Origin of the sequence: Reyranella sp. (assembly GCF_030651995.1) — a bacterium.
Taxonomy (GTDB): Bacteria; Pseudomonadota; Alphaproteobacteria; order Reyranellales; family Reyranellaceae; genus Reyranella.
In genome coordinates this window covers 57470-83429 of the sequence record NZ_JAUSBN010000067.1, presented here as the reverse complement: position 1 = coordinate 83429, position 25960 = coordinate 57470, and the positions used below count along the sequence as shown (strand labels likewise).

The window sequence follows — 25960 nt, the reverse complement described above, 5'->3', positions numbered from 1 at the left end:
CGCCGTTTTCGTTTTCACGCCGTCAGCGGGAAATGACAGGCGACCTCGCGGCCGGGCGCGATCTGGCGGAGCGGCGGCACCTCGTCCGTGCAGCGCGGCTGCGCATGCGGGCAGCGCGTGCGGAAACGGCAACCCGAGGGCGGGTCGAGCGGCGACGGCGGGTCACCGGGCTTCAGTTTCGTGTCTCCCAGCGGCACGTCCGGATCGGGCACCGGAATCGCGGCCATCAACGCCGCCGTGTAGGGATGCGCCGGCGTCGCGAACAGCGAGTCCGAATCGGCCACCTCGCAGAGCCTGCCGAGATACATGACGGCGACCCGGTCCGACACCGACTTCACCACCGCGAGATCGTGCGCGATGAACAGGAGCGTGAGCCCGAAACGCGCCTTCATGTCCTCGAGCAGATTGACGATCTGGGCGCGGATCGAGACGTCGAGCGCCGAGACCGGCTCGTCGCACACGATCAGGCTGGGCTCGAGCACGAGGGCGCGCGCGATGGCGATGCGCTGGCACTGGCCGCCGGAGAATTCGTGCGGCCTCCTGTTCCAGACGAGGTCGGGATCGAGGCCGACCGCTTCCATCACGGCGCGGACGCGACGGGTGCGCTCGGCGGCATCGGACACGCCCGACACGATCAGCGGCTCGGCGATGATCTCGGCGACCTTGCGGCGCGGATTGAGCGAGGCGATCGGGTCCTGGAAGATCATCTGCAGGCGCGGCCGCATGGCTCGCAGCGCCTGGCCGCGCATCTGCGTGAGATCCTGGCCGTCGAACACGACGGCGCCGGCCTTGGGCGGCGGCAATTGCAGCAGCGCGCGCGCCAGCGAGGACTTGCCCGAGCCCGACTCGCCGACCAGTCCCAGGGTCTCGCCCTGCTTCACCGACAGCGTGACGTCACTCACCGCATGAACGTGGCGGCCGCCCCCAACCGGGTATTCGACCACGAGGTTCCGTATGGCGAGGAGATCGCTCATGCGGCCCCTCCCGGCTCCACGCCCCTCGGATGGAAACAGGCATAGCCGCGTCCGCCGACCATCGTCAGCGGCGGCTGCTCGGCGTCGCAGTGGTCCGTACGATAGGTGCAGCGGGGAGCGAATGAGCAGCCGCCGCTGCGCCGCGCCAGGTCGGGCGGCCGGCCGGGAATGGCGCTGAGCCGCGTGTGGGTGGCATCGGAGAGCCGCGGCAGCGAGCGCAGGAGCGCCTCGGTATAGGGCATGCGCGGCGAGCGGAAGATCTCGCGGGTCGCCGCGGTTTCCACCGCGCGGCCGGCATACATGACCATGATGTCGTCGCTCCGGCCGGCAGCCACGCCGAGATCGTGGGTGATCAGGATCATCGCCATGCCGCGCTGGCGCTGCTCGCCCTGCAGCAGGTCCAGGATCTGGCGCTGAACCGTCACATCGAGCGCCGTGGTCGGCTCGTCGGCAATCAGGAGCTTGGGCGCGCAGGCGATCGCGATGGCGATGGCCACCCTCTGGCGCATGCCGCCCGACATTTCGTGCGGATACTGCTGCGCCCGGCGTTCCGGCTCGGGGATGCCGACTTCGTTCAGCAGCTCGACGGCGCGGCGCGCGGCCGCCTTTGAATCCAGCCCGCGGTTCAGGCGCAGCCCCTCCCCGATCTGACGGCCGATCTTCATCACCGGGTTGAGCGAGGTCATCGGATCCTGGAACACGATGCCGATCTCAGTGCCCAGGACGCTGCGGAACTCGCGGGGCGAGAGGCTGCGAAGGTCGCGCCCCTCGAACAGGACCTGCCCGCCCACGCCGGCACCCGAACTCTCGCCCACCAGACCGATCAGGGAGCGCACCAGCACCGACTTGCCGGATCCGGACTCGCCCACGATGCCGAGCGTGCGCCCCTCGTGCAGGTCGAACGACACGCCGTCGACGGCCCGCAGGGGACCGCGCGCCGTGGAGAAGCTCACCTGGGCGTTGCGCACCGACAGGAGCGGCATGTTCGGCTGGCCGCTCACAGCGCCGACCTCCGCGGATCGACCATGTTGCGCACCATGTCGCCCACGAAGTTGAGCGACAGGACGGTGGCGAACATCACCGCCGCAGGGATCAGCGCGGTGTGAGGCGCCACGTCGAGCGCCTCGCGCCCGTCGGCGATCATGCCGCCCCAGCTCGGCTGCGGCGCCGGGATGCCGAGCCCCAGGAAGGAGAGCGCGCCTTCGGCCACTATGATCACGCTGATCGCCACCAGCCAGAAGGCGAACATGGGCGGCAGGAGGTTGGGCAGGATTTCGCGCGTCAGGATGCGCCAGTCGCTGGCGCCGATGGTGCGGGCGGCCAGCACGAAGTCGCGGTTTGCCCAGGCCAGCGTGTTGGCCCGCGCCACGCGCGCGGCCGCCGGGATCGACAGGATGCCCAGTGCCAGGGTGACGTTGAACAGGCTCTGCCCGAGATAGGCGGTGAAGGTGAGCGCCAGCACCAGCGACGGGAAGGCCAGCAGGATGTCGATGAAGCCGACCGCCAGCATGTCGACCTTGCCGCGGAAATACCCGGCACTCATGCCGATCGCGCCGCCGACGAGGAAGCCGAGGATCGGCGCGCAGATGCCGACGATCAGCGAAGTGCGGGCGCCGTAGATCACGCGCGAGAGCATGTCGCGCCCGAGATTGTCGGTGCCCAGCAGGAATTCGGCGGAGGGCGGCTTGCGGCGCAGGATCAGTTCCTGCGCCGACGGATCGGGCAGCCCGATCCAGTCGGCGGTAATCGCGAGGAACACCACCAGCAGCAACCAGCCCAGCGGCAGGGCGAGCGCCCAGTGCCAGCGGCGCCGCGGGCGCGGCGCGGCGACGACCGCGCCCTTAGCTGCGGAAGCGGACATGACGAACCCTCGGGTCGAGCACGGCGTAGAGCATGTCGACCAGGAAGTTGATGACCACGAAACCCACCGCGATGAAGGCCACGGTGCCCTGCACGAGGATCAGGTCGCGGTTGAAGATGCCGCCCAGCAGCAGCCGGCCGACTCCGGGCAGGGCGAAGATCTGCTCCACGATCACCGCGCCGCCGATCAGGCCGCCGATGTTGAGGCCGAGAATGGTGATCAGGGTGAACGACGAGGGACGCAGCGCATGCTGCAACAGGACCCGCCACGGCGGCAGGCCCTTGGCCCGCGCCAGCAGGATGAAATCCTCCTTCAGTGTGGTCAACAGGTCGGAGCGCAGCACGCGCATCAGAACCGTCCACTCGATGAGCCCCAGGGTCAGCGACGGCAGGATCATCGATTCGAGATTGTCCCACAGCCCTTCGGACATCGGCGTGAAGCCGGTTGCGGGCAGCAGGTCGAAGGATACCGAGAACAGGTAGATCAGCACGATGCCCAGCATGAAGTTGGGCATCGCGAGAAAGCCGAAGGCGGCCGAGGCCGAGATGCGGTCGAAGAGGCCGCCGGGCCGCCGCACCGAGAGCAGCGCCACCGGGATGGCGATGCCCAGCGCCACAACCTGGGCCATCACCATGAGCTGCAGCGATACGGGCAGGCGGTCGATGATCGCCTGCACCACGGGCTCCCCGTTGCGGTAGGATCGGCCGAGGTCGCCCGAGAGCGCCGAGCCGAGCCAGTCGAAGTACCGCACCAGCATCGGCCGGTCGAGGCCGAGGTCGGCGCGGAGGCCAGCAATGTCCTCGGGTGTCGCAAGGTTCCCCAGGATCACGATCGCCACGTCGCCCGGCAGGATGTTCACGATCATGTAGGTGAGCAGGGTGACGCAGAACAGCACGACCACCAGCCGCACCAACTGGCGCGCAAGCCACGGCATCGGCGACGCCCCTAAGCTACCCTAGGCTCCGCCTCTATCTACTTCGCGAACCACGCGCTCTCGACCTGCACGGCACCGCCGCGCAGCGCCGGAATGCCGCGCACGTTGGCGCGGGTGATGGCGAAGTCGATGTTGCTGCCCGACCACAGCCACACCGCGTCGTCGTTCAGGATCTTGATCAGGTCGCAGTAGGCGGCCTTGCGCTTGTTCTCGTCGAGGCTGGTGCGGCCGACCAGCAGCAGGCGATCGACTTCGGCGTTGTTGTAGCCGGAGAAGTTGATCGGGCTCTTGGAGTGGAAGTTGGCGAACATCTGCGGATCGACGTCGGCCAGGTCGATGATGCGCCAGCCGGTGACCTGGAAGTCGCGCGTGAGCGCCTCCTTCACCAGCTGCGTCTGGTCGACCGGCTTGATCTCGACGTCGATGCCGGCCTTCTTCATGTCGGCCTGGAAGACCTGTGCGCCCTCGCGGCCGCGCGGCGTGGCAGTGACCGTCATGGTGAGCTTCACGGGCTTGCCGTAGTCCGCGATCAGCTTGCGGGCGGCCTCGGGATCGTACTTCAGCGCGCCGGTATCCTTGCACTCGATGCCCGAGCTCGGCCCGTACGGATCGTCATGGACGGGGCGAAGGCCCTGGGTCAGCACGGCGGCGTTGGCCTTGCGGTTGAGCGCCATCGAAACGGCCTGGCGCACGCGCTTGTCGTTCAGCGGCTCGCGCTGGGTGTTGAGCGGAATGACGAGCGCGCCGCTGCCCACCCATTGTAGCACGCGCAGGTTCTTGTCCTTCTTCGCCTTGACGATGTTCTCGGCGCGATCCTCCCAGATCACCTGGACGTCGCCCTTCACCAGGCTGGCGTAGCGGGCGTCGGAATCGGGAAGCGGCCGCACGGTCACGCGGTCGAGGTAGGGCTTGTCCTTGTCCCAGTAGTTGGGGTTGCGCTCCGCGACCAGCCGGTCGGCGGCACGCCATTCCTTGAAGACGAACGGGCCGGTGCCGACGGGATTGCGGTTGTAGTCGGCGCCCTTCTCCTGGGCGATCTTCACCGGGATGATCAGCGTGGTGACGGTGGGCTGCGCCAGCGTCCGCGGCAGGGCCGCGTTCGGCCCGCGCATCTTGAAGACCGCGGTCAGATCGTCGGGCGCCTCGACCTTCTCGATGGCGAGATAGGCGCGGCCGGCAAAGCGGTTCGCCGGATCGAGCAGCCGGTTGAAATGGTCGGCCACGGCCTGGGCGGTGAACGGCGTGCCGTCGTGCCATTTCACGTTCGGCCGGATCTTGGCCGTCCAGACACTGCCATCCTCGTTGGGCGTCATCGACAGGGCCAGCGCGGGCAGCAGGTTGCCCTTGTCGTCGAGCCGCATCAGCGTCTCGTAGAACAGCGAGGCCGCGGTGACCGTCGAATTGGAATAGACGCCGGCCCGGATGGGATCGAAGCCTTCGAAGTCGCTCTCGACCCCGATCGTCAGGGCACCACCGCGCACCGGTGCCTGTGCAAGGGCTGGAGCCGAGAAACCGACGGCGAGCGCCGCCACCAGACCAAATCTGCGTGAAAACAGTGCCATTCAGGCCCTCCCATGGATCGCGCCGTTGACCGGCATCGCCTCTATGGGTGGCAAGATAACGCGGCGTTCGCCGCAAGCCTAGAGGATTGCGGAACGCCAGAAGACCTGCAGGCTACATGCAGTAGGCTTGGGCCGCGACGACCGCGTTCAGGCCCTGCATTTCCTGCGGCGACAGGTTCGACGGGTTGAGGAGGTTCCCGCTCACACTCACCGACTGGTTCGACTTACGCAGGCCGAGGACCGCGTTTGCGCGCTGGTCGGCCGGGATGCGTGCGATGATGCACTGGCACATCTTCTCGGAGGCCGTCACCATGCATTCAGTCATGAGTTCGTCGGCGCGCGAGGCGGACGAAAAGCCCAGGGTCAGGACGAGAACGGCAAATCCAGCGGCCAAGATACGCATGCAAATCTCCATGGATGGCGCATCCTACACCGTCTCTCAGCTCACCAGCCAGTTCCTCAGCAGGCCGAACAGGCCGGTCAGGAAGAGGATCGCGAGGGCGACATTGCGGTAGAGCCGCTCGCTGGCCAGGCCGTGAAACAGCCGCCCGCCGGCCCAGGCCCCCAGCACCATGACCGGGAACAGCACGACGGCACGGACCAGCGCGTCGGCTCCGGCGACCCCGGTGGCCAGCACGATCACGATCAGCAGGAACTGCGTCAGGAAGTAATAGGTGACGATGTTGGCGCGGTTGACCTGCGGCGGATCGTTGCCCGACAGGAGATAGAGCAGCACCGGCGGTCCGCCGACGCTGGTCGTCGCCATCATCGCGCCCGAGACGCCGCCCACGATCACCGTCGCGACGGTCGAGCGCCGGCCGGTGTATTTCCAGCCCGTCCACATCAGGAGAACGAAGGCCACGATCACGGCCGACACCGCCGTCACGATCGTGTTCTTGTCGACGCTCGCCAGCAGCCAGACACCCGCCGGCATGGCGAGGCATGCCGCGATGCTCATCGGCGTGAGCACCTTCCAGTCGGCGTGCCGGCGGACCTGCGGGAAGAGCTGCAGGGAAACGACCAGCTCGATGGCGACCACGGTCACCACCATCTCGGCCGAGCCGAACAGGATGGCGAAGATCGGCGCCATCAGCATGGCCGAGCCGAAGCCCGCGAACCCGCGCATCAGGCCGGCGACCAGCGTGACGCCAAGCGCGGTCCACAGGCCGGTTTCGGCGAACAGGGACTGGACGTAAGGAATCATGCGGCGGACCGACCGCCAAACGGCCTGACGACCGTCAGCGCTTCGCCTGTCCCTCGCCGGTCTTGTCGCGCAGGCGGCGCATGCCGCGCAGCCAGCGGTCGCGGTCGAGCTTGCGCACCATGTATTCCTTCACCTCCGGATGCGGCAGGATCAGGAAGCGCTCCTCGTCCATCGCTTCGATCACCGTCTGCGCCACCGCGTCGGTGTTGATCACGCCGTCGACGGAAGCCGCCGTCGCGCCGGCCATGCGCAGCATGTTGGTGTCGACGGCCTGCGGGCAGAGCACCGAAACCCTGATGCCGCGGTCGCCGTACTGGATGGAAAGATGCTCGGCCAGCGCCACGCCCGCGTGCTTGGTGACGCCGTAGGGCGCCGAGCCCATCGAGGCCAGCAGGCCGGCGGCGCTCGCGGTGTTGAGCAGATAGCCCTCGCCGCGCTTCAGCATCTGCGGCACCAGCGCCCGCGCGGCATAGACATGCGCCATGACGTGGATCGCCCAGGAATCGGCCCAGTCCTTGTCGGTCGCATCCTCATGGCCGCCGCGACCGATGCCGGCATTGGAGAAGAAGATGTCGATCTCGCCGTACTTCTTCTCCGTCTCGGCGACCAGGCGCTTCACCTCGGCCTCCTGGCCGATGTCGCCCGCCACCGCGAGGGCACCGATGTCCTTCGCGACCTTCTCAAGCCGTTCAGCATCCCTGTCGGCCACGACGAGCCCCCTGGCGCCTTCCTTCGCAAAGCGCCGCGCGATCGCCTCGCCGATGCCGCCCGCCGCGCCGGTGACGACGCAGACCTTGCCCTTCACCTTCATGTCAGCCCCACGATTGTTCGATCAGGTCGATGTACTGCGCCTTGGTCGGCTGGCGCGGCGTCGAGAGGTGGCAATGGTCGCCCATTGCGCCCTCGGCGATCTTCTCGATCGTATCCTGCGCCAGGCCTGCCGCGCCCAGGCCCTTCGGAATGCCCAGCCGTTCGTTGAGCGCCGCCACAGCGTTGGCCACGCCTTCGGCATTGGCTTCGCTTTCCGACAGGCCCATCACCTGCGCCACGCGCTTGAACTTGTCGCCGACCGCCGGCTCGTTGAAGCGCAGTACGGCGGGAAGATAGATCGCGTTCAGCGTGCCGTGATGCAGGCGGTAGCCCTTGAGGCCGCCGGTCGGATGCGAGAGCGCATGAACGGCGCCCAGCCCCTTCTGGAACACCATGGCGCCCTCCATGGCGGCGACCGCCATGTTGTAACGCGCCTCGCGATCCTGCCCGTCCTTCGTCGCGCGCTCGACGTACTTCCACGCCTTCTCGAGCCCGTCGAGCGCAATCGCGTCGGCCGGCGGGTTGAAGACGTTGGCGAGGTAGCATTCGATATTGTGCGTGAGCGCGTCCATGCCGGTGCCGGCCGTGAGATGCGGCGGCAGGCTCATCGTCAGCTCTGGATCGATCAGCGCCAGCCGGGGAATCAAATACGGACTGCCGATGGCGAGCTTGCGGCCCGAATCCATGATGATGACGCCGCCGCGGCTCACTTCGCTGCCGGTGCCGGAGGTCGTCGGGATCGCGACCATGGGCGCCACCGCCGCCGTGATCTTGCCCGCTCCGCCCTCGACGAACGAATAGGCCTGCAGCGACGGGCCGGGATGCGTCGCCATCAGCGCGACGGCCTTGGCGAGATCCATGGGCGAGCCGCCGCCGATGGCGATGATGCCGTCGCAGCCCTCTTCCTTGTAGATCTTGAGCGCGTCGCGCATCGCCGCTTCCGTCGGGTTCTCCGGCGTCTCGTCGTAGATCGTGATCGGCATGTTGCCGGGCAGCTGTTCCTTGACCTTGGCCCACAGGCCTGCCGCGATGACGCCCTTGTCGGTGACGATCAGCGGACGGCGCATGCCCATGAGCTGCAGCTCCGCCTCCAGCAACTTGAGCGCGCCGAAGTCGAACTGGATACGGGTCAGGTAGGTGATCAGGGCCATCCGCGAATTCCTCTCGATTTTGCGCGGAGCCTACGCGAGAAAAAGCGGATGAGCGACAGTCCAATCCTGCGCAAGGCCACGACCGGTGATGCCGCCGCGATCGCCGCCGTCATCGCAGCCTCCTTTGAACAGTATCGCGGCAAGCTCATCCCGGAATCCGGTGCCTTCCGGGAGACCGCCGACGGTATTGCCGAAGAACTGAGCCGGGGCGCCGGGGCGATCGTCGCGGAGCGGAACGGCGAGATGCTGGGCTGCGTGCTCGTCGAGGAGAAGGAGGGCGACCTCTATTTCGGACGCCTCTCGGTTCTGCCGCCGGCGCGCGGCCTGGGCCTGGCGCGGAGATTGATCGACGCAGTCGAAGCCGAGGCACGCCGTCGCGGCCTCGCCGGCATCCGACTGGGCGTGCGCGTCGTCCTCACGGACAACCAGCGCCTGTTCCAGGCGCTCGGCTACCGCGAGACGTCGCGGGAGGCCCATCCGGGCTTCGACCATCCGACCTCGATCAACATGCGCAAGCCGCTGCCCTGATCGGCGATCGGGAATTTTACCAGCCCGCGCGCCAACGACGCGGCCGATTGACAGTTGAGCGACCAGGGGCGCGGTCTGCTAATGTGACGCCCATGAGCAGCCGCACTCCCCTCACCGGTCCTTCCGTCTGGCATGGCCAGGACATCAGGAATTCCACGCGCTGGATTCGTACGCTGACGCAAGATGGTGTGGAAGAGCTCGACGCCGCCCTCAAGGGCCTGCGGGGCATGGAATGGTCGGAGATCGCCCGCGGAGATTTCCACCTGCCGACCCTCGACGAGCTGTTCGACGACATCGCCGACGAGCTGGAGAATGGCAGCGGCATCGTGAAGCTGCGCGGCATTCCGGTCGACCGTTACAGCGAGGAGGACCTCAAGCGCCTCTACTTCGCGATCGGCACGCATGTCGGCACGCCGGTCTTCCAGAACCGCAGCGGCGAGCTGATGCGTGCCATCCGTGACGAGGGCGCCCATGTCGGCCGCACCTACGGCGAGACCAGGGACGAGAAGGGCTCGACCTTCCTCTCTTCCTATGCCCGCACGCTGACCAACGGCGCGCTGCGGTTCCACACCGACCGCACCGACGTGGTCACCCTGCTGTGCGTGCGCCAGGCGCGCGCCGGCGGCGTCAGCAAGCTGGCGTCGACACCCGCCATCCACAACGCGATGCTGGAGCGCCGCCCTGATCTGCTCGAGCTGCTGTTCCAGGATTACTGGCGCAGCCGCTTCGGCGAGGAAGGCACGAGGAAAGACGGCGAGGCGACGACGCGCGAGACCGCCTATCCGCTGCCGATCTTCGGTCTGCGCGACGGCAAGTTCACCTCGCACTATTCGCTGACCTTCATCGAAGCGGCGCAGATGGCGCCCGGCGTGCCGAAGCTCACCGACGCTCAGCGCGAAGCGATCGACGTGCTGATGAAGACCGCCGAGGAACTCTGCTTCGAGATGACCCTCGAGCCCGGCGACCTGCAGCTCATCAACAGCCACGTCACCTACCATGGCCGCACGCCGTTCGAGGACGACGCCGCGACCGGCCACGACCGGCTGCTGCTGCGCCTCTGGCTCACCATGCCGAACAACCGGCCCCTGCCCCAGGGCCACGAGATCCTGTGGCAGGAGATCGAAGCCGGCCGCCCCCGCGGCGGCATCCGCCAGGTCGAACTCTGATCATTGCCGGGAGTGACCACTGGAGGGGCGCCCCCGGCGAAATATAGTTGACTAGGAAACAAACAACCTTTAGTTGCCTAGTCAACAAATGACCTCCGACCTCGAAACCCATCTCGGCTACTGGCTGCGCTTCGTGTCCAACCACGTCTCGCATGCCTTCAGCCTCAAACTGCAGGCGCGCGACGTGACCGTTGCCGAATGGGTCGTGCTGCGCGAACTCTTTGACCTCGACGATATCCAGCCCAGCGCGCTGGCCGATCGGCTGGGCATGACCCGGGGCGCCATTTCGAAGCTTTCCGACCGGCTGGCCGCGAAGGAACTCATCGAGCGCACCGCTTCCACCGAAGACCGGCGCCAGCAGACCCTGTCGCTGACGACGGCGGGGCGAGCGCTGGTGCCGAAACTCTCGGCGCTGGCCGACCGCAACGACGCGGAGTTCTTCGGCCACCTGAAACCCTCCGAGCGCGCGGCCCTGGAGAAGTCGCTCCGGGACATCGTGCGTCGGCACGGTCTCAAGACCACCCCCACCGAGTAGGACAGACCCATGGACATCCCCGTCATCGAGCAGGGCTGTCCGGGGAAAATGACGCGCGACTTCGGATAGGGGAAAATTGTCATCCCGAGCGCAGCGAGGGACCTTTAGAGCCACCGACAAAGGTCCCTCGCTGCGCTCGGGATGACAAAGTGCGTACAAAAAGGGCCGGCTGGACCAGACTCGGGGTCCTGAGTCGGACACTCCCTGGATTGTAACGTGTCGTTGCCGCTGCTGGCGATTTGCCGGACCTCTTCAATCTTTCCCCGGACACTCCTGCATGTGAATGGGGAAGAGCTCGATCAGAGCGCCTCGCCGCCGCGCGACATGGCGACGATGCCGGTGCGGACGACGTCGACCAGGCCCAGCGACTCCATCAGGCCGATGAAGGTCTGCACCTTGTCGGTGTTGCCGGTGACCTCGAAGACGAAGGAATCGGACTTGGCGTCGATCACCTTGGCGCGGAACACGTCGGCCAGGCGCAGCGCCTCGACGCGCTTTTCGCCGACGCCCTTCACCTTCACCAGCGCCAGCTCGCGCTCGATGTGCGGGCCCTCGACCGTGAGATCGCGCACGCGATAGACCGGCACCAGGCGATCGAGCTGCGCCTTGATCTGCTCGATGATCATCGGCGTGCCCTTGGTCACGATGGTGATGCGCGACTGGCTTTCCTTCGCGTTTGTCTCCGCGACGGTCAGGCTCTCGATGTTGTAGCCGCGGCCGGAAAACAGGCCGACCACGCGCGCGAGAATGCCCGGCTCGTTGGCCACCAGCACGGAGATGGTATGGGCGACGATAGCGGAATCCTTGCTCACACCAGCACCATGCCTTCTTCCGACACCTTAGCGGACTGCTTGTCGTCGGGACCCAGCAGCATCTCGTTGTGGGCTGCACCCGAGGGGATCATCGGGAAGCAGTTCTCCTTCTCGTCGACGATGACGTCGACGATGACCGGGTGCTTCAGCTCGATCATCTCCTTGATCGTGTCGTCGAGCTTGGCCGGATCGTCGCAGCGCAGGCCCTTGGCGCCGAACGCATCGGCGACCTTCACGAAGTCGGGCAGCGACTCCGAATAACTCTCCGAGTAGCGGCCGCCATGCAGTAGTTCCTGCCACTGCCGGACCATGCCCATGTAGTGGTTGTTGAGCACGAAGATCTTCACCGGCAGGCGGTACTGCGCGGCGGTCGAGAGCTCCTGGATGTTCATCAGGATCGAGGCCTCGCCGGCCACGTCGATGACCAGCGCCTCGGGATGGGCGATCTGCACGCCCAGCGCCGCCGGGAAGCCGTAGCCCATGGTGCCGAGGCCGCCCGAGGTCATCCAGCGGTTGGGCTGCTCGAACTTCAGGAACTGCGCCGCCCACATCTGGTGCTGGCCCACCTCGGTGGTGATGTAGTGATCCTTGTCCTTGATGTGGTGATAGAGCCGCTCCAGCGCGTATTGCGGCTTGATCACCTGCTTGCTCGGCGTGTAGGCGAGACAGTTGCGCCCGCGCCATCCGTCGATCTCGGCCCACCACGCCTTCAGCGCCTTCTGGTCGACCTTGGGCTGCTTGGCCTTCCAGGCCTTCAGAAGCTCTTCCAGCACGATGCCGGCATCGCCCACGATGGCGAGGTCGACACGGACGTTCTTGTTGATCGACGACGGGTCGATGTCGACGTGGATCTTCTTCGAGCCCGGCGAGAACTTCGTCAGGTTGCCGGTGATGCGATCATCGAAGCGTGCGCCGATGTTGATCATCACGTCGCAGCCGTGCATCGCCAGGTTGGCTTCGTAGGTACCGTGCATGCCCAGCATGCCGAGGAACTGCTTGTCCGACGCGGGAAACGCGCCGAGGCCCATCAGCGTGTTGGTGATCGGGTAGCCCGTGAGATGCACGAACTGCGTCAGCAGCTTGGATGCCTTCGGCCCGGCATTGATGATGCCGCCGCCGGCGTAGAAGACCGGGCGTTTCGCCTTGGCGATCATCTCGATCGCCTGCTCGATCTTCTTCGGATCGGGCTGGGTCTGCGGCCGGTAGCTCTTGTGCGTCATCGCGACCTTGGGCGGCGCCGTATACTCGTGCTTGTTCATCAGCACGTCCTTGGGCAGGTCGATGACGACCGGGCCCGGACGGCCGGAGCGCGCCACATAGAAGGCCTCGTGGACCGTGCGCGCGAGGTCGCTCACCGCCTTCACAAGATAATTGTGCTTGGTGCAGGGGCGCGTGATGCCGGTCGTATCGGCTTCCTGGAAGGCGTCGTTGCCGATCAGGTGGGTCGGCACCTGGCCCGTCAGGCAGACGATCGGGATCGAATCCATCAGCGCGTCGGTCAGGCCGGTCACGGCATTGGTCGCGCCGGGACCGGAGGTCACCAGCACCACGCCGACCTTGCCGGTCGAGCGGGCATAGCCCTCGGCAGCGTGCACGGCGGCCTGCTCGTGGCGCACCAGGATGTGGCGCAGCCGGTTCTGCTTGAAGAGCGAATCATAGATCGGGAGGACGGCACCGCCGGGATAGCCGAAGACGACCTCGACTTCCTCGTCGATCAGGGCTTTCACCAACAGATCGGCGCCAGTCGTGGCGGACTCCTCGGACTTCGTCACAGCGATCTCCTTCTGACAAATGTGCCGCAAAACGGGGGTTTTGCGGCGCGGCGGAAGATAGTGGCGAGGTTTGAGCCGGTCAATGGAAAAAGATCGAAACGCAAAGTTTCAGACGTCCAGATTGTCCAAATATTTCTCAATCTGGCCCAAAATCTGGTCAGCCCTCGGATCCAGCACCAGATCTGGTGTCATCTGGTGCCGAAACCACGTCATCTGGCGTTTGGCGTATTGCCGCGTATGGTCGATGGCGATCCGTCGGACCTCGCCGGGCGCCAATTCCCCCCGGAAATGGCGGAAGAACTCCGGGGCGCCATGAGCCTTGAGACCCGGCCACGCCGGATCGGGATGTCGCTCGAAGACGGCCCGGACCTCGGCTTCGACGCCCTGCCCCAGCATCACGTCGAACCGCCGTTCGATCCGCTCCCGCAGCCAGCCGCGGTCGGGCGACAGCAGCACCGTGACGAACCGCCAGGGCGCCGCCGAGGCCTCCCCCGCCTGCCACAGGCTCAGCGGCCGACCGGTCGCCCGGAACACCTCCCAGGCCCGCACATGGCGCTGGCGGTCCCCCGGCTTCAGCCGCCCGACGATGGCGGGATCGTGCTGCGCCAGTCGTGCACGGAAGGCCTCCGCCCCCAGGGCGGCCCAGTCGGCATTCGCCTGCTCGCGCAGTTCGGGCGGTGCGTCCGGGATGGGGGCGATCCCCTGCATCAGGGTGCGCAGATAGAGCCCCGAGCCGCCGCACAGGATGGGAATCCGCCCCTCGGCCAGGGCCCGATCGATCTCGGCCGACGCGAGCGTGCGCCAGCTTGCGGCCGATACGATCTCGCTGAACGGCAGCACGCCATAGAGTGCGTGCGGCGCCCGCCCCCGCTCCTCCTCCGTCGGCTGCGCCGTCAGGATCGGGAAGGCGTCGTAGGTCTGCATCGCATCGGCATTGATCACCGTGCCGCCGCGACGTTCGGCGAGTTCGAGCGCCAGCGCCGACTTGCCGCTGGCGGTCGGTCCGGTGACGACGATGACGGGAGTCTGGGCCTGCGATGTCATGAGCGGCGCACTGTTTGCAAATCCGCGACCCCGCCGCTAGAGCCGGGAGCGTGAAAAACGTCCTGGTCCTGATCTCCGATCCCGCCCGCCCCGCCGTGACCGACGCGGCCGTGGCCTCCGCCGCCGAAGCCCTGAAGGGAGCCGGTGCCGCCGTGGGTGCTCCCGACTGGTTGGCCCCCGGCATCGCCTGCGACCTGCCGTTCGAGGGAACTGCCGCCTCCGTGAGCCTGCCAGGCATCGACGCGGTCGTTCTGCCGACGGACGGACGCCGCAAGAAGCTGCTCGTCGCGGACATGGAATCGACCATGATCCACAACGAGATGCTGGACGAGCTGGCCGAGTTCCTGGGCCTGCGGGAGAAGATCGCGGGCATCACGGCCCGCGCCATGAACGGCGAGATCGATTTCGCGGGCGCGCTGGAGGAGCGGGTCGGGCTGCTGAAGGGCCTGGCCGTCGGCCGGCTCGACGAGGCCGCCACGCGCATCCGCTACATGCCGGGCGGCGCCACCCTGGTCGCGACCCTGCAGAAGCACGGCGCCCACTGCGCGCTGGTGTCGGGCGGCTTCACCTACTTCACGGCGATGGTGCGCCGGGCGCTGGGCTTCGACTTCGATGCCGCCAACGTGCTGGAGCATGACGGCGCCTCCCTGGCCGGTACGGTGGCGCACCCCATCCTCGGCAAGGAGGCGAAGCTCACGACCCTCCGGCGACTGGCCGGAGAGCGTGGCCTTGGCGACGCGGACGCGATAAGCGTGGGCGACGGCGCCAACGACCTGCCGATGCTGAAGGCCGCCGGCCTCGGCGTCGCCTTCCATGCCAAGCCGGCGGTGGCGGCCCAGGTGCCGGCCCGCATCGACCATGGCGATCTCACCGCGCTGCTCTACCTGCAGGGCTATCGCCGCAGCGACTTCGAAGAGAGGAAAGACCCATGACCGACATCCAGCAGATCGTCCTCGCCAGACGCCCCGAAGGCGACGTCACCGCAGACTGTTTCCGCGCCGAGACCGCTTCCCTGCCCGCCCTCATCGACGGACAGATCCTGATCGCCCAGCGCTTCCTGTCGCTCGATCCCTACATGCGGCCGCGCATGACCGAGCTGCGCTCCTACACGCCGCCCTTCGAGCTCGACAAGCCGCTGACCGGCGGCTCGGTCGGCGAGGTGGTCGAGTCGAAGAACCCGCGCTTCGCCAAAGGCGACATCGTGATGGGCATGCTGAACTGGGCGACGCACACGGTCCATGACGGCAAGGGCCTGCGCAAGATCGACCCGGCCGGCCTGCCGCTCTCGGCCTATCTCGGCGTGCTGGGCATGCCGAGCTTCACCGCCTGGTACGGCATCAAGCACATCTGCAAGCCCAAGGCCGGCGAGACGGTGTTCGTCTCCGCCGCGACCGGCGCCGTGGGGCAGGTGGCGGGCCAGCTCGCCAAACTCGCCGGCGCCCGCGTCGTGGGTTGCGCCGGCGACGAGCAGAAATGCCAGTGGGCGGTGCGCGAGGCGGGCTACGACGCCTGCTTCAACCACAAGACCGAGCGCGATGTCGGGGCGGTGCTCGACAAGCTCTGCCCGCAGGGCATCGATGCCGATTTCGAGAATGTCGGCGGCAAGATCTTCCACGCCGTCTTCGCGCGCCTGAACAATTTCGGCCGCGTCGCCTTCTGCGGCGCCATTTCCGAATACCAGGACGCCAAGCCGATCGCCGGCCCCGAGAAGATGTTCACCATCGTCCAGCGCCGCCTCACCCTGCAGGGCTTCATCGTCTCCGACCACGTGGCCCTGATGGGTGACTTCGTGAACGAGGTCGGCGGGCTCGTGGCCTCCGGCAAGCTGAAGAGCCGCGAGACGGTGATCGACGGCCTTGCGAAGGCACCGGCGGCCTTCATGGGCCTGCTCAAGGGCGAGAACTTCGGCAAGCTTGTCGTGAAGGTCGGCTGACCCTCACCCCGCCCAGAAACAAAAAAAGGCCGCGCGGTGCGCGGCCTTTTCTTTGGCTGTCGGAAGCTACTTCTGCAGCCGGAGCGCCGCGAAGCGGGGGTCGCCCTGGCGTTCGACGAAGAGAAGCACGGAACGCTTCTTCTGCTGCTGCAGCTTGGTCACGAGATCGATGACTTCCTGCGGCGTCGTCACCGGCTTCTGGTCGACCTCGAGGATGACGTCGCCCGGCTGCAGCTGCTTCTCGGCCGCCGGGCTGTTGGGCGCCACCTTGGTGACGATCACGCCCTTCACCTGATCGGACAGGCCATAGCGCTCGCGCAGCTGGTCGGTGACCTTTTGCAGGGTCAGGCCGAGCTGCTCGATCGTGGAGGTCACAGGCTGGTCGGGCGGGCTCGGCTTCTTCGCCCCCTGCGCCGAGGTGTTCTGCTTCTCGGCTTCCTCCTGCTCCCCGACCCGGAGTTTCAGGGGCACTTCCTTGGCCCCGCGCCAGACGACGACGTCGACGGTGTTGCCGACGCGGGCATTGGCGACGATCTTCGGGAAGCGGCGCAGGTCGAGCACGTCCTGTCCGGCGAACGAAATGATGATGTCGTTGCGCTTCAGGCCCGCCTTGGCGGCCGGCCCGTCGGCCGTGACATTGGCCACCAGCACGCCGCGGGCGCGATCGAGGCCGAAGGAATCGGCGATGTCGTCGGTGACGCTCTGGTAGCTGACGCCGATCCAGCCGCGCTTGACCTTGCCGAACTCGCGCAACTGGTCGGCGACCTGCTTCACGAGGTTCGACGGGATCGAGAAGGCAAGACCCGCATTCGTGCCCGAAGGCGAATAGATCGCGGTGTTGACGCCGATGACCTCGCCCTCGGTGTTGAACAGCGGCCCGCCCGAGTTGCCCTTGTTGATGGCGGCGTCCGTCTGCAGATAGTCGTCGAGCGAATCGTTCAGCGAACGGCCGCGCGCCGAGATGATGCCGGCGGTCACCGAATGGCCCATGCCGAACGGATTGCCGATGGCGATCACCCAATCGCCGACCCGCGCCTTGTCGGAATCGCCCCACTTGACCGCGGGCAGCGGCTTCTTGTTGGGCGGCTCGACCTTGAGCAACGCGAGGTCGATGCGGCTGTCGGAGCCGATCAGCTTGGCCTTGAGCTGGGTGTCGTCACGGAAGATGACCGTGATGTCCTCGGCGCCCTGGATCACGTGGTTGTTGGTGACGATGTAGCCTTCGCCATCGATCACGAAGCCGGAGCCCAGCGAGGTGCCGCGGCGCTTCTGCTGCTCCTCACCGCCGCGCTTGTCGAAGAAGTCCTTGAAGAGTTCCTCGAAGGGCGAGCCGGGCGGCAGTTGCGGCATGTCCCGCAGACGCGGTCCCTGCTGGGGCACGTTCTGCGTGGTCGTGATGTTGACGACGGTCGGCATCAGCTTGTCGACCAGTTCGGAGAAGCTCTCCGTCGGCTGGCGCGCCCAGGCGGGCTCCGTCGCGACGAGCCCGACAGCTGCAATGGCCGCGAGAGCGGCCCCTCTGAAATAGCCTTGAAAATCAGCTAGAATCACGACCGACCTCCAACGGCGCTCAAGGCCAAACGGTCGATACGGCCGGCGCCGCGCGTTAGAGCTTCTCTCTAACTGCGGGCCGATTGTGGCGCAAATAAAGAGGTCGTTATCGAGCCCGGATTTGCTGCGTTTTTTGGCGCGTGGCCAAAAAGAAACCGGCGGCGTGGCAGGAGTGCCACAGCCGCCGGTTCGGTACGATCCTTGCCGGTTCCTACTGCTTCGGGGCCGGGAGCCCCGACGGGTCGTTGAAGAAGCGGAAGAAGTCGTTGTCCGGGCTCAGCAGCATGGTCGAGCCACCCGAGCCGAACGCCTGCTTGTAGGCCTCCATACGCCGGTAGAAGGCGTAGAACTCCTTATCCTTGGTGAACGCCTTGGCGTAGATCTCGGTCGCCGTCGCGTCGCCCTCGCCTCGCAGGACCTGGCCCTTCAGCCCGGCATCGGCCTTGAGGACGGCGACCTCGCGGTCGGCCGTCGCCTTGATCCGGGCATTCTCCTCGTCGCCCTCGGCGCGAAGCTGGCCGGCCTCGCGCTCGCGGTCGGTCTTCATGCGGTTGTAGACCGACTGGGAGTTGGCCTGGGGCAGGTCGGCGCGCTTGAGGCGCACATCGACCGTCTCGACCCCCAGCTCCATGGTCTTGCCGTTCACACGCTTGGTGATCTCCTCCATGAGGTTGGCGCGCTGGTCGGTCAGCACCGCATGCAGAGGCACCGACGAGAGGACGCCGCGGATCTCGGAGTTGATCAGCGAGTCGAGCAGCCCGCGCAGGGTGGTCTCGCCTCCCGGCACGGTCTGTGCGTAAAGCTTTGCCGCGACGATCTTGTATCGGGCATAGGCGTCGACCACGAGGCGCTTCTGGTCGCCGGCGATGATCTCGAACTCCTCGGCTTCGTAGTCGAGCAGTCGGCGGTCGATCCGCTGGATGTCCTGGATCAGCGGCAGCTTGGCGTAGAGGCCCGGCTGAGTCTTCGGCTCGCCCACGATGGCGCCGAACTGACGGACCAGGACCTGCTTGGTCGGGTCGACCGTGTAGAAGGTCTGGCTCACGAGGAAGCCCACGATCGCGAGGGCGATCAGCGCAATGATCGAACGGTTGCTCATCGCGTGGCTCCCGGCAGGGGCTGGGGTGCGCGCGGCGGCTGCGGCCCGACACCCGGAGTTTGACCCGAACGCAGCTCGGGCAGTGGCAGATAGGGCAGCACGCCGCCATTGTTGGTCGTGCCCTTGTCGACCAGGACCTTGTTCACGTTGCGCAACACCTCTTCCATCATGTCGAGGTACAGACGCTCGGTCGTGATGTCCTTGGCCTTGGCCCACTGCTCGTAGACCTGGTCGAAGCGCTGGGCATCACCGCTCGCCCGCGCCACGGTCTCGGCCTTGTAGGCTTCGGAGCGCTGGATGATCGCTTCCGCTTCACCCTTTGCCCGGGGGAGCTGCTGATTGCGGTAGGTGTTACCCTCGTTGATCAGCTTCTCCTTGTCGGCGCGCGCAGCCTGGACGTCGCGGAACGCCGCGATGACCTCCTGCGGCGGGTCGACGCGTAGGAGCTGAATCTGCGAAATGCGGACGCCGAGCCCATACTCGTCGAGAATGCCCTGCAGCAGGTCCTTGGTGTCCTGCTCGATACGGCTGCGTCCCTCGGTCTGGGCATATTGCAGGTTCGACTTGCCGATCACCTCGCGCATCGCGGCCTCGGCGCCGGCCCGCACGTTTTCCTCGGGATTGCGCACGTCGAATGCGTACTGGAAGACGTCCTTGATCTGCCAGAGCACCGCGAACTCGATGTCGACGATATTCTCGTCGCCGGTCAGCATCAGGTTTTCCGTCGATGTCGGGCGCGGACCGCGGGTGTAAGGCGTCGACGCCTGGGCGCCGCGCGAACCGATCACCGTGCGGCGCTGGTCCTGCACGTTCACGACCACGACATTGCCGATCGGGACCGGCAAATTGTAGTGCAGGCCGGGCTCGACGGGCTTGCCGTAGGGCTTGCCGAACACGAGCTGGATGGCCTGCTGGTTGGGCTGCACGCGGAAGAAGCCGGTCGCGAGCCAGATCACGAGCGCGCCGAGCACCACCAGGGCGATGCCCTTGTAGGAGCCGAAACCGCCGGGAATGAGGTTCTTGAGCCGCTCCTGGCCCTTGCGAATGACGTCTTCCATGTCGGGCGGGCGCCGCGAGCCGAACGGACCGCCACCGCCGCCGCCGCCGCCCCGGTTGCCGTTTCCGCCGCCGCCACCGCCCCAGGGACCACCGCCACCGCCGGAACCGCCGCCGCCACCGCCACCACCGCCGCCGCCCCAGGGGCCGCCGCCGCCGTTGTTATTCCACGCCATTTTCACCTCAAGGGCCCCTGCTGCCGCTTCTTACCGCGCCAAGGCGCGTTGTCTCTTTTGATTTCCATACGCGCTGCATATATGTGACCACAGGCACACCTTCAATCAAGCGGCGGACGCGAAATTGCGCCGCAGCGGAAGCAGCAGAACATGGCGGAAATCAGCGAAGCGGCCATCCGCAAGGTTCTCGATACCGTGATCGATCCGGTGGCGGGCCGCAGCGTCGCCGCGCTCGGCATGGTGAGCGGCGTCGCGACGCGGGCCGGCCACGTCGCCGTCACCCTCGAAGTCGACCCCGCGCGCGGCACGGCGCTGGAGCCGCTGCGCCAGGCCTGCGAACAGGCGATCCGGGCCATGCCCGGTGTTCTCTCGGCAACCGCGGTGATGACGGCGGAGCGCGCCGCGCCGCCCCCGCCGCCGGCACAGGGCGGTCGCCACGGCCACAGCCACGGCGCGCCCGCGGCCAAGACGACCGGCGGCGGCGGCCGAATCGACGTGCCGGGCGTGAAGCACATCATCGCCGTGGCCTCGGGCAAGGGCGGCGTCGGCAAGTCGACCACCGCCGTCAACCTGGCGCTCGGCCTCGCCGCCAACGGGCTCGCGACCGGGCTGCTCGATGCCGACATCTATGGCCCCTCGATGCCGCGCATGCTGGGCGTGACCGAGAAGCCCGAGTCGGCCGACGGCAAGATGCTGAAGCCGATCGAGAAGTACGGGCTCAAGACCATGTCGATCGGCTACATCGTGAACGAGGACACGCCGATGATCTGGCGCGGTCCCATGGTGTCGAGCGCGCTGGAGCAGATGCTGCGCGACGTGCAGTGGGGCGACCTCGACGTGCTGGTGGTCGACATGCCGCCGGGCACCGGTGACGCCCAGCTCACGCTGGCCCAGCGCGTGGCGCTCGCCGGCGCCGTCATCGTCTCGACGCCGCAGGACATCGCCCTGGTCGACGCCCGCAAGGGCCTCAACATGTTCCGCAAGGTCGCGGTGCCGGTGCTCGGCATCGTCGAGAACATGAGCTACTTCCTCTGCCCCCATTGCGGCGAGCGTTCGGAAATCTTCGGCCATGGCGGCGCGCGCGAGGAAGCCGACAAGCTGGGCGTGCCGTTCCTCGGCGAGGTCCCGCTGCATCTCGACATCCGCACGACGTCCGACAGCGGCCATCCCATCGTCGTCTCGAAGCCCGACAGCGCCCACGCGCAGGTCTACAAGAACATCGCCGGCCGCGTCTGGAAGCAGCTCTCCGCCAACCAGCGCGGCGCCCGCAAGGCACCGAACATCGTGGTGCAGTAGGCTAGAAAAGTTAACGTGGCGAAAGAAGAGGAAGGGTCCCTCACTCCGTTCGGGATGACAATTTTGCTGGGTTTGGCGCAGTGCGCTCACCAAACAAATGATGTCATCCCGAACGGAGTGAGGGACCTTTGCCTCATTTGCGATTCGCCGTCTTGCGCTTGCTCGGCCGCCAGCCGGGGCGCCAATTGCCGATCAGGCCGTGGACGCCGATCATCGAGCCGGCGACCAGTTCGAGGGCGAGGAAGCGGCGGTCCTCGACCCAGCCGGGGAGCTGGATGTTCAGCGCAAGATCGCGGCGGAAGCCGAACTGGCTGTAGTACTCGGGGTCGCCGACCAGGATGATGCGGCTGTGGCCCAGCATGCGCGACTGGGCCATCGAGTGCCACATCAGCGCCTTGCCATAGCCGAGCCCCCGCAGCTCGGGCGAGACCGCGAGCGGGCCGAGCATGACCGCGGGCCACTTGTCGTTGATCAGGATCGGCCAGTTGCGGATCGAGGCCACCATCCGGTCCTTCTGGTCGATCGCCACGAAGCACAGCTCGCGGATCGGCTTCACGCCCTCGCGCAGCCGGTAGACCGTCTTCTGCTGGCGGTCCGGCCCGAACGCCGCCTCGTTCATCTCCTCGACCGCCGTATTGTCGCGCGGCCGCTCGCGCAGCAGCCTGAGCCGTCCGGGATCGCGGATCACGTCGCCTGCCCGAGCGCCGCCATCAGCTCACGCCATTCGCGGGCGCTGAGCCCGCTCGACTTCTGCTCGACCTTTTCGCCGGCCAGCATGCGCTTCACGATGGCGAGGCCGGTCTTGGAAAGATGCGTGCCGCCCAGGCGGTATTCGACGAAGGCATCGTGGCTGATCGGGCACCAGCGCTTCAGCGTATCGAGCATCGTCTCGGCATAGACGCGGATCTCGTACTGCGCATGTGCGTCGGCGCGCAGCGAGAGGAAGTGCATGAGATTGTGGAGATTCGTCTTCCAGTACCACTGGGTATAGAAGCCGAGCGACAGGTTCATGCGCGCCAGCTCGCGCGCGAGGCCGGAGCGCTCGGGATCGAGCGGCACGCCGCCTTCTCCCTCGTTCAGCATTTCCAGATAGTGCTCGTAGACAAGCTCGGCGTCCTTCCTCAGCAGGTCGAAGACGCGCTCGGCTTCCTTGCCCGCCAGCACCGCGTCGCGGCCCTGCCGGTTCATCGCGCTCTGGGCGGCGAGGTGCTCGGGCTTGGGGACGTAGAACTCGTTGTCGAGGATCGAGTAGCGCGCGGAATATTCGTTCACGTTGGCGGTGCGATGGCGGATCCACTGCCGCGCCACGAAGATCGGCAGCTTCACGTGGTACTTGATCTCGCACATCTCGAACGGCGTCGTATGGCGGTGCCGCATCAAATAGTTGATGAGGCCGCGATCCTCGCTGACCTTCTTGGTGCCGCGGCCGTAGCTCACCCGCGCCGCCTGCACCACCGCGGCATCGTCGCCCATGTAGTCGACGACGCGGACGAAGCCGTGATCGAGCACCGGCAGCGCCTGGTAGAGGATTTCCTCCAGCGCCGGAGCGACCGGGCGCAAGGTCGGCTGGGCCCCGGCCCGGGCCTGGTCGATTTCTGCCTGCTGGTCGCTGGAGAGGGGCATCGGTTCGCTGTCCTTGGTTTCGCCGGACGTTATGCGGGGAATCGGCTCCGGCGGGCAAGGAAGGATCGAAGGCGCCAAACGCCTTCAAAAAGCCGATGGAAGGGCCTATATGGAGGGTGTCGGGAAACCGACTATGGCGATAAACGCCGCGTGACATAAGCGTTTCGGACCCGGGGGCAGTACCCGGCGCCTCCACCACTATTTCTCCACCCTTGGGTGGAACCGATGGGGGCGAACCAGGATCGACGGGCGTGGTAAAGACGCGGTTTTTGCTCGGTATGGTTCCGCCGTGACGGGCCATTCACAAGTGCTAACGATAACACCGTTACACTCGCTGCTGCCGCCTAAACAGCGGACGTAAGCGCGGTCCGGGGGGCACCGGGCAACAGAAGCCCCCCACTTTCCTTCCGGCCAATTGACGGCTATTGCCATCGTTGACTCTCCGGCAGGGCGGGTCGATGCTTTCTCAAATTTCCGACAGGCCATGAACGATCGCTTTCACTACGACGCTCTCGTCGACGATGCGCTGCGCAGCGTCGTTCGACGCGTGCTGACTCAGGTCGCGGAAACGGGACTGCCGGGCTCGCACCATTTCTACATCAGCTTCCGCAGCAACGATCCCGGCGTGGAACTGCCGGAGTATCTGCGCGCCAAGTATCCCGACGAGATGACCATCGTGCTCCAGCACCAGTACTGGGGCCTGATCATCCGCGAGGACGATTTCGAGGTGACGGTCAGCTTCAACAAGCAGCAGGAGCGCATAAAGGTTCCGTTCGCCGCGCTCTCGGCCTTCGTCGATCCGTCTGTCCGCTTCGGTCTCCAGTTCGACCGCCGCGACAAGGCCACGGGAGAGAAGGTCTCCGCCGAGAAGCCGGAAGGCGCGGTCGAGCCGACCCCGCTGCCCGTGCCGGAGAAGCGTCCCGCCCCGCCGGAAGGCGAGACCGCCGGGACCGAGGGCGAGGCGGCGACCGCCGAAGCGGCCAAGCCCGAGGACGCGGCCTCCAAGGTCGTCAAGCTCGACAGCTTCCGAAAGAAGTAGGTAGACGCCGCGGCCCGGCTGCGGCAGGAAACCGGCGCCCCGACAGGGTCGCCAGGAGAAGACGCATGCCCGAGTTCCAGTTTCAGGAAATGTTCCCGAGCCACGAGGACACGACGCCCTACCGCAAGCTCACCTCGGACTTCGTCGGCACCACCAAATTCAACGGCCGCGACGTGCTCACCGTCGAACCTGAGGCGCTGACCACCCTGACGGCCGCGGCCTTCCACGACATTTCCCACCTGCTGCGCCCGGGCCATCTCCAGCAGCTGCGCAACATCCTCGACGACGGCGAGGCCTCGGCCAACGACCGCTATGTGGCGCTCGAGCTGCTGAAGAACGCCAACATCTCGGCCGGCGGCGTGCTGCCGATGTGCCAGGACACCGGCACGGCCATCGTCATGGCCAAGAAGGGCCAGGCGGTGTGGACCGGCGGCGGCGACGAGGAAGCGATCGCACGGGGCGTCTACAAGACCTACACCGAGACCAACCTGCGTTATTCGCAGGTCTCGCCGCTGTCGATGTTCAAGGAAGTGCAGACCGGCACCAACCTGCCGGCGCAGATCGACATCTATGCGACCGACGGCGACGCCTACAAGTTCCTGTTCGTCGCCAAGGGCGGCGGCTCGGCCAACAAGACCTACCTGCACCAGCAGACCCCGGCCGTGCTGAACGAGGCCTCGCTGCTCAAGTTCCTCGACACCCAGATCCGCACGCTGGGCACCGCCGCCTGCCCGCCCTATCACCTGGCCATCGTGGTCGGCGGCACCTCGGCGGAGATGAATCTCAAGACGGTGAAGCTCGCCTCGACGCGCTACCTCGACGACCTGCCCGGCGAGGGCAACAACAAGGGCGTCGCCATCCGCGATCGCGAGATGGAACAGAAGGTGCTGGAGCTCACGCGCCAGATGGGAATCGGCGCGCAGTTCGGCGGCAAGTATTTCTGCCACGACGTGCGCGTGATCCGCATCGCCCGGCACGGCGCCTCGGTGCCGATCGGCATCGGCGTCTCCTGCTCGGCCGACCGCCAGGCCGTCGGCAAGATCACGAAGGACGGCGTCTTCCTCGAGCAGCTCGAGCACAACCCGGCGCAGTTCCTGCCCGAGGTCGAGCCGGCGCAGCTCTCGGGCGACGTGGTCTCGGTCGACCTGAACAAGGGCATGGCGCACACGCTCTCGGTGCTGACCAGGCATCCGGTGAAGACCCGCGTGAACCTCAGCGGCACGCTGATCGTGGCGCGCGACTCCGCGCATGCCAAGCTCAAGGAGCGGCTCGATCGCGGCGAGGGCCTGCCGGACTATTTCAAGCAGTTCCCGGTCTACTACGCCGGCCCCGCCAAGACGCCGACCGGCATGGCCTCGGGCTCGTTTGGCCCGACCACGGCCGGCCGCATGGATTCCTATGTCGACCTCTTCCAGGCCAATGGCGGCTCGATGGTCATGCTGGCCAAGGGCAACCGCAGCAAGCAGGTCGTCGACGCTTGCCGCAAGCACAAGGGCTTCTATCTCGGCTCGATCGGCGGCCCGGCCGCCATCCTGGCGCAGGACGTCATCAAGAAGGTCGAGGTGCTGGAGTATCCCGAGCTCGGCATGGAAGCGATCTGGCGCATCCAGGTCGAGAACTTCCCGGCCTTCATCATCACCGACGACAAGGGCAACGACTTCTTCAGCGACCTGAAGATCTGACGGTCACTGAAAGAAGAAAGCCTCCGTCGTCTCGACCGGAGCCGAGCGCAGCTCGGCGTAGTGGAGAGACCTTCTTTCCACGATTTGCCGGCTTTGCGTGGAGAGCAGGTCTCTCCACTCCGCACCTTCGGTGCTCCGGTCGAGACGACGGG

At 66.6% G+C, this 25960-nt stretch carries 25 protein-coding genes and 1 other RNA gene; 9 read left to right on the top strand and 17 right to left on the bottom strand.

Annotated elements, in window-relative coordinates:
- Positions 1-14: 14 nt before the first annotated feature.
- The 9 genes from Q7V45_RS20835 to Q7V45_RS20795 form a co-directional block, all read right to left on the bottom strand.
- Positions 15-974: an ABC transporter ATP-binding protein gene (locus tag Q7V45_RS20835; RefSeq protein ID WP_304855637.1), complete on the bottom strand. Its 960-nt coding sequence runs from the start codon at positions 972-974 to the stop codon at positions 15-17.
- Positions 971-1957 (bottom strand): ABC transporter ATP-binding protein, encoded by a 987-nt coding sequence (locus Q7V45_RS20830; protein WP_370692638.1) that lies wholly within the window; start codon positions 1955-1957, stop codon positions 971-973. Before Q7V45_RS20830 ends, Q7V45_RS20835 begins: the two co-directional genes overlap by 4 nt.
- Before the next feature lie 14 nt (positions 1958-1971).
- Complete coding sequence (locus Q7V45_RS20825) at positions 1972-2835, bottom strand: ABC transporter permease (protein ID WP_304855633.1); 864 nt, start codon at positions 2833-2835, stop codon at positions 1972-1974.
- Positions 2816-3769 carry an ABC transporter permease gene (locus Q7V45_RS20820; protein ID WP_304855630.1) on the bottom strand — a complete coding sequence of 318 codons (954 nt, stop codon included), beginning with the start codon at positions 3767-3769 and terminating at the stop codon, positions 2816-2818. The genes Q7V45_RS20825 and Q7V45_RS20820 overlap by 20 nt, the downstream gene beginning before the upstream one ends.
- Positions 3770-3807: 38 nt before the next feature.
- Positions 3808-5331: an ABC transporter substrate-binding protein gene (locus tag Q7V45_RS20815; RefSeq protein WP_304855629.1), complete on the bottom strand. Its 1524-nt coding sequence runs from the start codon at positions 5329-5331 to the stop codon at positions 3808-3810.
- Between the two features lie 112 nt (positions 5332-5443).
- Positions 5444-5734, bottom strand: a complete 291-nt coding sequence (locus Q7V45_RS20810) for a hypothetical protein (RefSeq protein ID WP_304855627.1) — start codon at positions 5732-5734, stop codon at positions 5444-5446.
- A gap of 36 nt (positions 5735-5770) precedes the next feature.
- On the bottom strand, positions 5771-6535 hold the full coding sequence (locus Q7V45_RS20805; protein WP_304855625.1) for a sulfite exporter TauE/SafE family protein: 765 nt from the start codon (positions 6533-6535) through the stop codon (positions 5771-5773).
- A 34-nt stretch (positions 6536-6569) separates the two neighbouring features.
- The gene (locus Q7V45_RS20800) at positions 6570-7346 is read right to left on the bottom strand and encodes an SDR family oxidoreductase (RefSeq protein WP_304855624.1); all 777 of its coding nucleotides are present in this window, start codon (positions 7344-7346) and stop codon (positions 6570-6572) included.
- 1 nt (position 7347) lies between these two features.
- The gene (locus tag Q7V45_RS20795) at positions 7348-8496 is read right to left on the bottom strand and encodes an iron-containing alcohol dehydrogenase (protein ID WP_304855621.1); all 1149 of its coding nucleotides are present in this window, start codon (positions 8494-8496) and stop codon (positions 7348-7350) included.
- 48 nt (positions 8497-8544) lie between these two features.
- Here Q7V45_RS20795 and Q7V45_RS20790 point away from each other — a divergent pair, with 48 nt between their 5' ends.
- From Q7V45_RS20790 to Q7V45_RS20780, 3 genes are all read left to right on the top strand, one after another.
- Positions 8545-9024 carry a GNAT family N-acetyltransferase gene (locus tag Q7V45_RS20790; protein ID WP_304855619.1) on the top strand — a complete coding sequence of 160 codons (480 nt, stop codon included), beginning with the start codon at positions 8545-8547 and terminating at the stop codon, positions 9022-9024.
- 92 nt (positions 9025-9116) lie between these two features.
- On the top strand, positions 9117-10190 hold the full coding sequence (locus tag Q7V45_RS20785; RefSeq protein ID WP_304855618.1) for a TauD/TfdA family dioxygenase: 1074 nt from the start codon (positions 9117-9119) through the stop codon (positions 10188-10190).
- Positions 10191-10278: 88 nt separating this feature from the next.
- The gene (locus Q7V45_RS20780) at positions 10279-10725 is read left to right on the top strand and encodes a MarR family winged helix-turn-helix transcriptional regulator (protein ID WP_304855617.1); all 447 of its coding nucleotides are present in this window, start codon (positions 10279-10281) and stop codon (positions 10723-10725) included.
- A 299-nt stretch (positions 10726-11024) separates the two neighbouring features.
- On the opposite strand, the gene ilvN is transcribed toward Q7V45_RS20780, so the two are convergent.
- From ilvN to miaA, 3 genes are all read right to left on the bottom strand, one after another.
- Positions 11025-11537, bottom strand: coding sequence for an acetolactate synthase small subunit (gene ilvN / locus Q7V45_RS20775; protein WP_304855615.1), 513 nt, complete (start codon positions 11535-11537; stop codon positions 11025-11027).
- Positions 11534-13309: an acetolactate synthase 3 large subunit gene (locus tag Q7V45_RS20770; protein ID WP_304855613.1), complete on the bottom strand. Its 1776-nt coding sequence runs from the start codon at positions 13307-13309 to the stop codon at positions 11534-11536. Before Q7V45_RS20770 ends, ilvN begins: the two co-directional genes overlap by 4 nt.
- A 108-nt stretch (positions 13310-13417) precedes the next feature.
- Entirely contained in the window at positions 13418-14353 is a 936-nt protein-coding gene (miaA, locus tag Q7V45_RS20765; protein WP_304855610.1) for a tRNA (adenosine(37)-N6)-dimethylallyltransferase MiaA, read from the bottom strand.
- A gap of 50 nt (positions 14354-14403) precedes the next feature.
- Between miaA and serB the strand changes: the two genes are divergently transcribed.
- Positions 14404-15285: a phosphoserine phosphatase SerB gene (gene serB, locus Q7V45_RS20760; RefSeq protein ID WP_304855608.1), complete on the top strand. Its 882-nt coding sequence runs from the start codon at positions 14404-14406 to the stop codon at positions 15283-15285.
- The gene (locus Q7V45_RS20755; RefSeq protein WP_304855607.1) at positions 15282-16286 is read left to right on the top strand and encodes an NADP-dependent oxidoreductase; all 1005 of its coding nucleotides are present in this window, start codon (positions 15282-15284) and stop codon (positions 16284-16286) included. Before serB ends, Q7V45_RS20755 begins: the two co-directional genes overlap by 4 nt.
- Positions 16287-16352: 66 nt before the next feature.
- Here the strand turns inward: Q7V45_RS20755 and Q7V45_RS20750 are convergent, their stop codons facing one another.
- From Q7V45_RS20750 to hflK, 3 genes are all read right to left on the bottom strand, one after another.
- Positions 16353-17837, bottom strand: a complete 1485-nt coding sequence (locus tag Q7V45_RS20750) for a DegQ family serine endoprotease (RefSeq protein ID WP_304855605.1) — start codon at positions 17835-17837, stop codon at positions 16353-16355.
- A 211-nt stretch (positions 17838-18048) separates the two neighbouring features.
- Positions 18049-18936: a protease modulator HflC gene (gene hflC / locus Q7V45_RS20745; RefSeq protein ID WP_304855602.1), complete on the bottom strand. Its 888-nt coding sequence runs from the start codon at positions 18934-18936 to the stop codon at positions 18049-18051.
- On the bottom strand, positions 18933-20168 hold the full coding sequence (hflK, locus tag Q7V45_RS20740) for an FtsH protease activity modulator HflK (RefSeq protein WP_304855600.1): 1236 nt from the start codon (positions 20166-20168) through the stop codon (positions 18933-18935). The genes hflC and hflK overlap by 4 nt, the downstream gene beginning before the upstream one ends.
- 150 nt (positions 20169-20318) lie before the next feature.
- Here hflK and apbC point away from each other — a divergent pair, with 150 nt between their 5' ends.
- Positions 20319-21464, top strand: a complete 1146-nt coding sequence (gene apbC / locus Q7V45_RS20735) for an iron-sulfur cluster carrier protein ApbC (protein WP_304855598.1) — start codon at positions 20319-20321, stop codon at positions 21462-21464.
- Positions 21465-21597: 133 nt separating this feature from the next.
- On the opposite strand, the gene Q7V45_RS20730 is transcribed toward apbC, so the two are convergent.
- Positions 21598-22152, bottom strand: coding sequence for a GNAT family N-acetyltransferase (locus tag Q7V45_RS20730; protein ID WP_304855596.1), 555 nt, complete (start codon positions 22150-22152; stop codon positions 21598-21600).
- Positions 22149-23087 carry an FAD-dependent thymidylate synthase gene (thyX, locus tag Q7V45_RS20725; protein WP_304855594.1) on the bottom strand — a complete coding sequence of 313 codons (939 nt, stop codon included), beginning with the start codon at positions 23085-23087 and terminating at the stop codon, positions 22149-22151. Before thyX ends, Q7V45_RS20730 begins: the two co-directional genes overlap by 4 nt.
- A gap of 79 nt (positions 23088-23166) precedes the next feature.
- On the opposite strand from thyX, the gene ssrA reads away from it, so the two are divergent.
- The 3 genes from ssrA to Q7V45_RS20710 all read left to right on the top strand — a co-directional run bounded on the left by ssrA (position 23167) and on the right by Q7V45_RS20710 (position 25808).
- Positions 23167-23488: a transfer-messenger RNA gene (gene ssrA / locus Q7V45_RS20720) on the top strand.
- A gap of 83 nt (positions 23489-23571) precedes the next feature.
- Positions 23572-24126, top strand: coding sequence for an SspB family protein (locus tag Q7V45_RS20715; protein WP_304855592.1), 555 nt, complete (start codon positions 23572-23574; stop codon positions 24124-24126).
- 65 nt (positions 24127-24191) lie between these two features.
- Positions 24192-25808: a fumarate hydratase gene (locus Q7V45_RS20710; RefSeq protein ID WP_304855590.1), complete on the top strand. Its 1617-nt coding sequence runs from the start codon at positions 24192-24194 to the stop codon at positions 25806-25808.
- The last annotated feature ends 152 nt before the right edge of the window (positions 25809-25960 follow it).

Bases quoted from the DNA above. Each gene is read 5' to 3' on its own strand.
- Q7V45_RS20835 (WP_304855637.1), bottom strand. From the start codon at position 974: ATGAGCGATCTCCTCGCCATACGGAACCTCGTGGTCGAATACCCGGTT.
- Q7V45_RS20830 (WP_370692638.1), bottom strand. From the start codon at position 1,957: ATGCCGCTCCTGTCGGTGCGCAACGCCCAGGTGAGCTTCTCCACGGCG.
- Q7V45_RS20825 (WP_304855633.1), bottom strand. From the start codon at position 2,835: ATGTCCGCTTCCGCAGCTAAGGGCGCGGTCGTCGCCGCGCCGCGCCCG.
- Q7V45_RS20820 (WP_304855630.1), bottom strand. From the start codon at position 3,769: ATGCCGTGGCTTGCGCGCCAGTTGGTGCGGCTGGTGGTCGTGCTGTTC.
- Q7V45_RS20815 (WP_304855629.1), bottom strand. From the start codon at position 5,331: ATGGCACTGTTTTCACGCAGATTTGGTCTGGTGGCGGCGCTCGCCGTC.
- Q7V45_RS20810 (WP_304855627.1), bottom strand. From the start codon at position 5,734: ATGCGTATCTTGGCCGCTGGATTTGCCGTTCTCGTCCTGACCCTGGGC.
- Q7V45_RS20805 (WP_304855625.1), bottom strand. From the start codon at position 6,535: ATGATTCCTTACGTCCAGTCCCTGTTCGCCGAAACCGGCCTGTGGACC.
- Q7V45_RS20800 (WP_304855624.1), bottom strand. From the start codon at position 7,346: ATGAAGGTGAAGGGCAAGGTCTGCGTCGTCACCGGCGCGGCGGGCGGC.
- Q7V45_RS20795 (WP_304855621.1), bottom strand. From the start codon at position 8,496: ATGGCCCTGATCACCTACCTGACCCGTATCCAGTTCGACTTCGGCGCG.
- Q7V45_RS20790 (WP_304855619.1), top strand. From the start codon at position 8,545: ATGAGCGACAGTCCAATCCTGCGCAAGGCCACGACCGGTGATGCCGCC.
- Q7V45_RS20785 (WP_304855618.1), top strand. From the start codon at position 9,117: ATGAGCAGCCGCACTCCCCTCACCGGTCCTTCCGTCTGGCATGGCCAG.
- Q7V45_RS20780 (WP_304855617.1), top strand. From the start codon at position 10,279: ATGACCTCCGACCTCGAAACCCATCTCGGCTACTGGCTGCGCTTCGTG.
- miaA (WP_304855610.1), bottom strand. From the start codon at position 14,353: ATGACATCGCAGGCCCAGACTCCCGTCATCGTCGTCACCGGACCGACC.
- Q7V45_RS20755 (WP_304855607.1), top strand. From the start codon at position 15,282: ATGACCGACATCCAGCAGATCGTCCTCGCCAGACGCCCCGAAGGCGAC.
- hflC (WP_304855602.1), bottom strand. From the start codon at position 18,936: ATGAGCAACCGTTCGATCATTGCGCTGATCGCCCTCGCGATCGTGGGC.
- hflK (WP_304855600.1), bottom strand. From the start codon at position 20,168: ATGGCGTGGAATAACAACGGCGGCGGCGGCCCCTGGGGCGGCGGCGGT.
- apbC (WP_304855598.1), top strand. From the start codon at position 20,319: ATGGCGGAAATCAGCGAAGCGGCCATCCGCAAGGTTCTCGATACCGTG.
- thyX (WP_304855594.1), bottom strand. From the start codon at position 23,087: ATGCCCCTCTCCAGCGACCAGCAGGCAGAAATCGACCAGGCCCGGGCC.
- Q7V45_RS20715 (WP_304855592.1), top strand. From the start codon at position 23,572: ATGAACGATCGCTTTCACTACGACGCTCTCGTCGACGATGCGCTGCGC.
- Q7V45_RS20710 (WP_304855590.1), top strand. From the start codon at position 24,192: ATGCCCGAGTTCCAGTTTCAGGAAATGTTCCCGAGCCACGAGGACACG.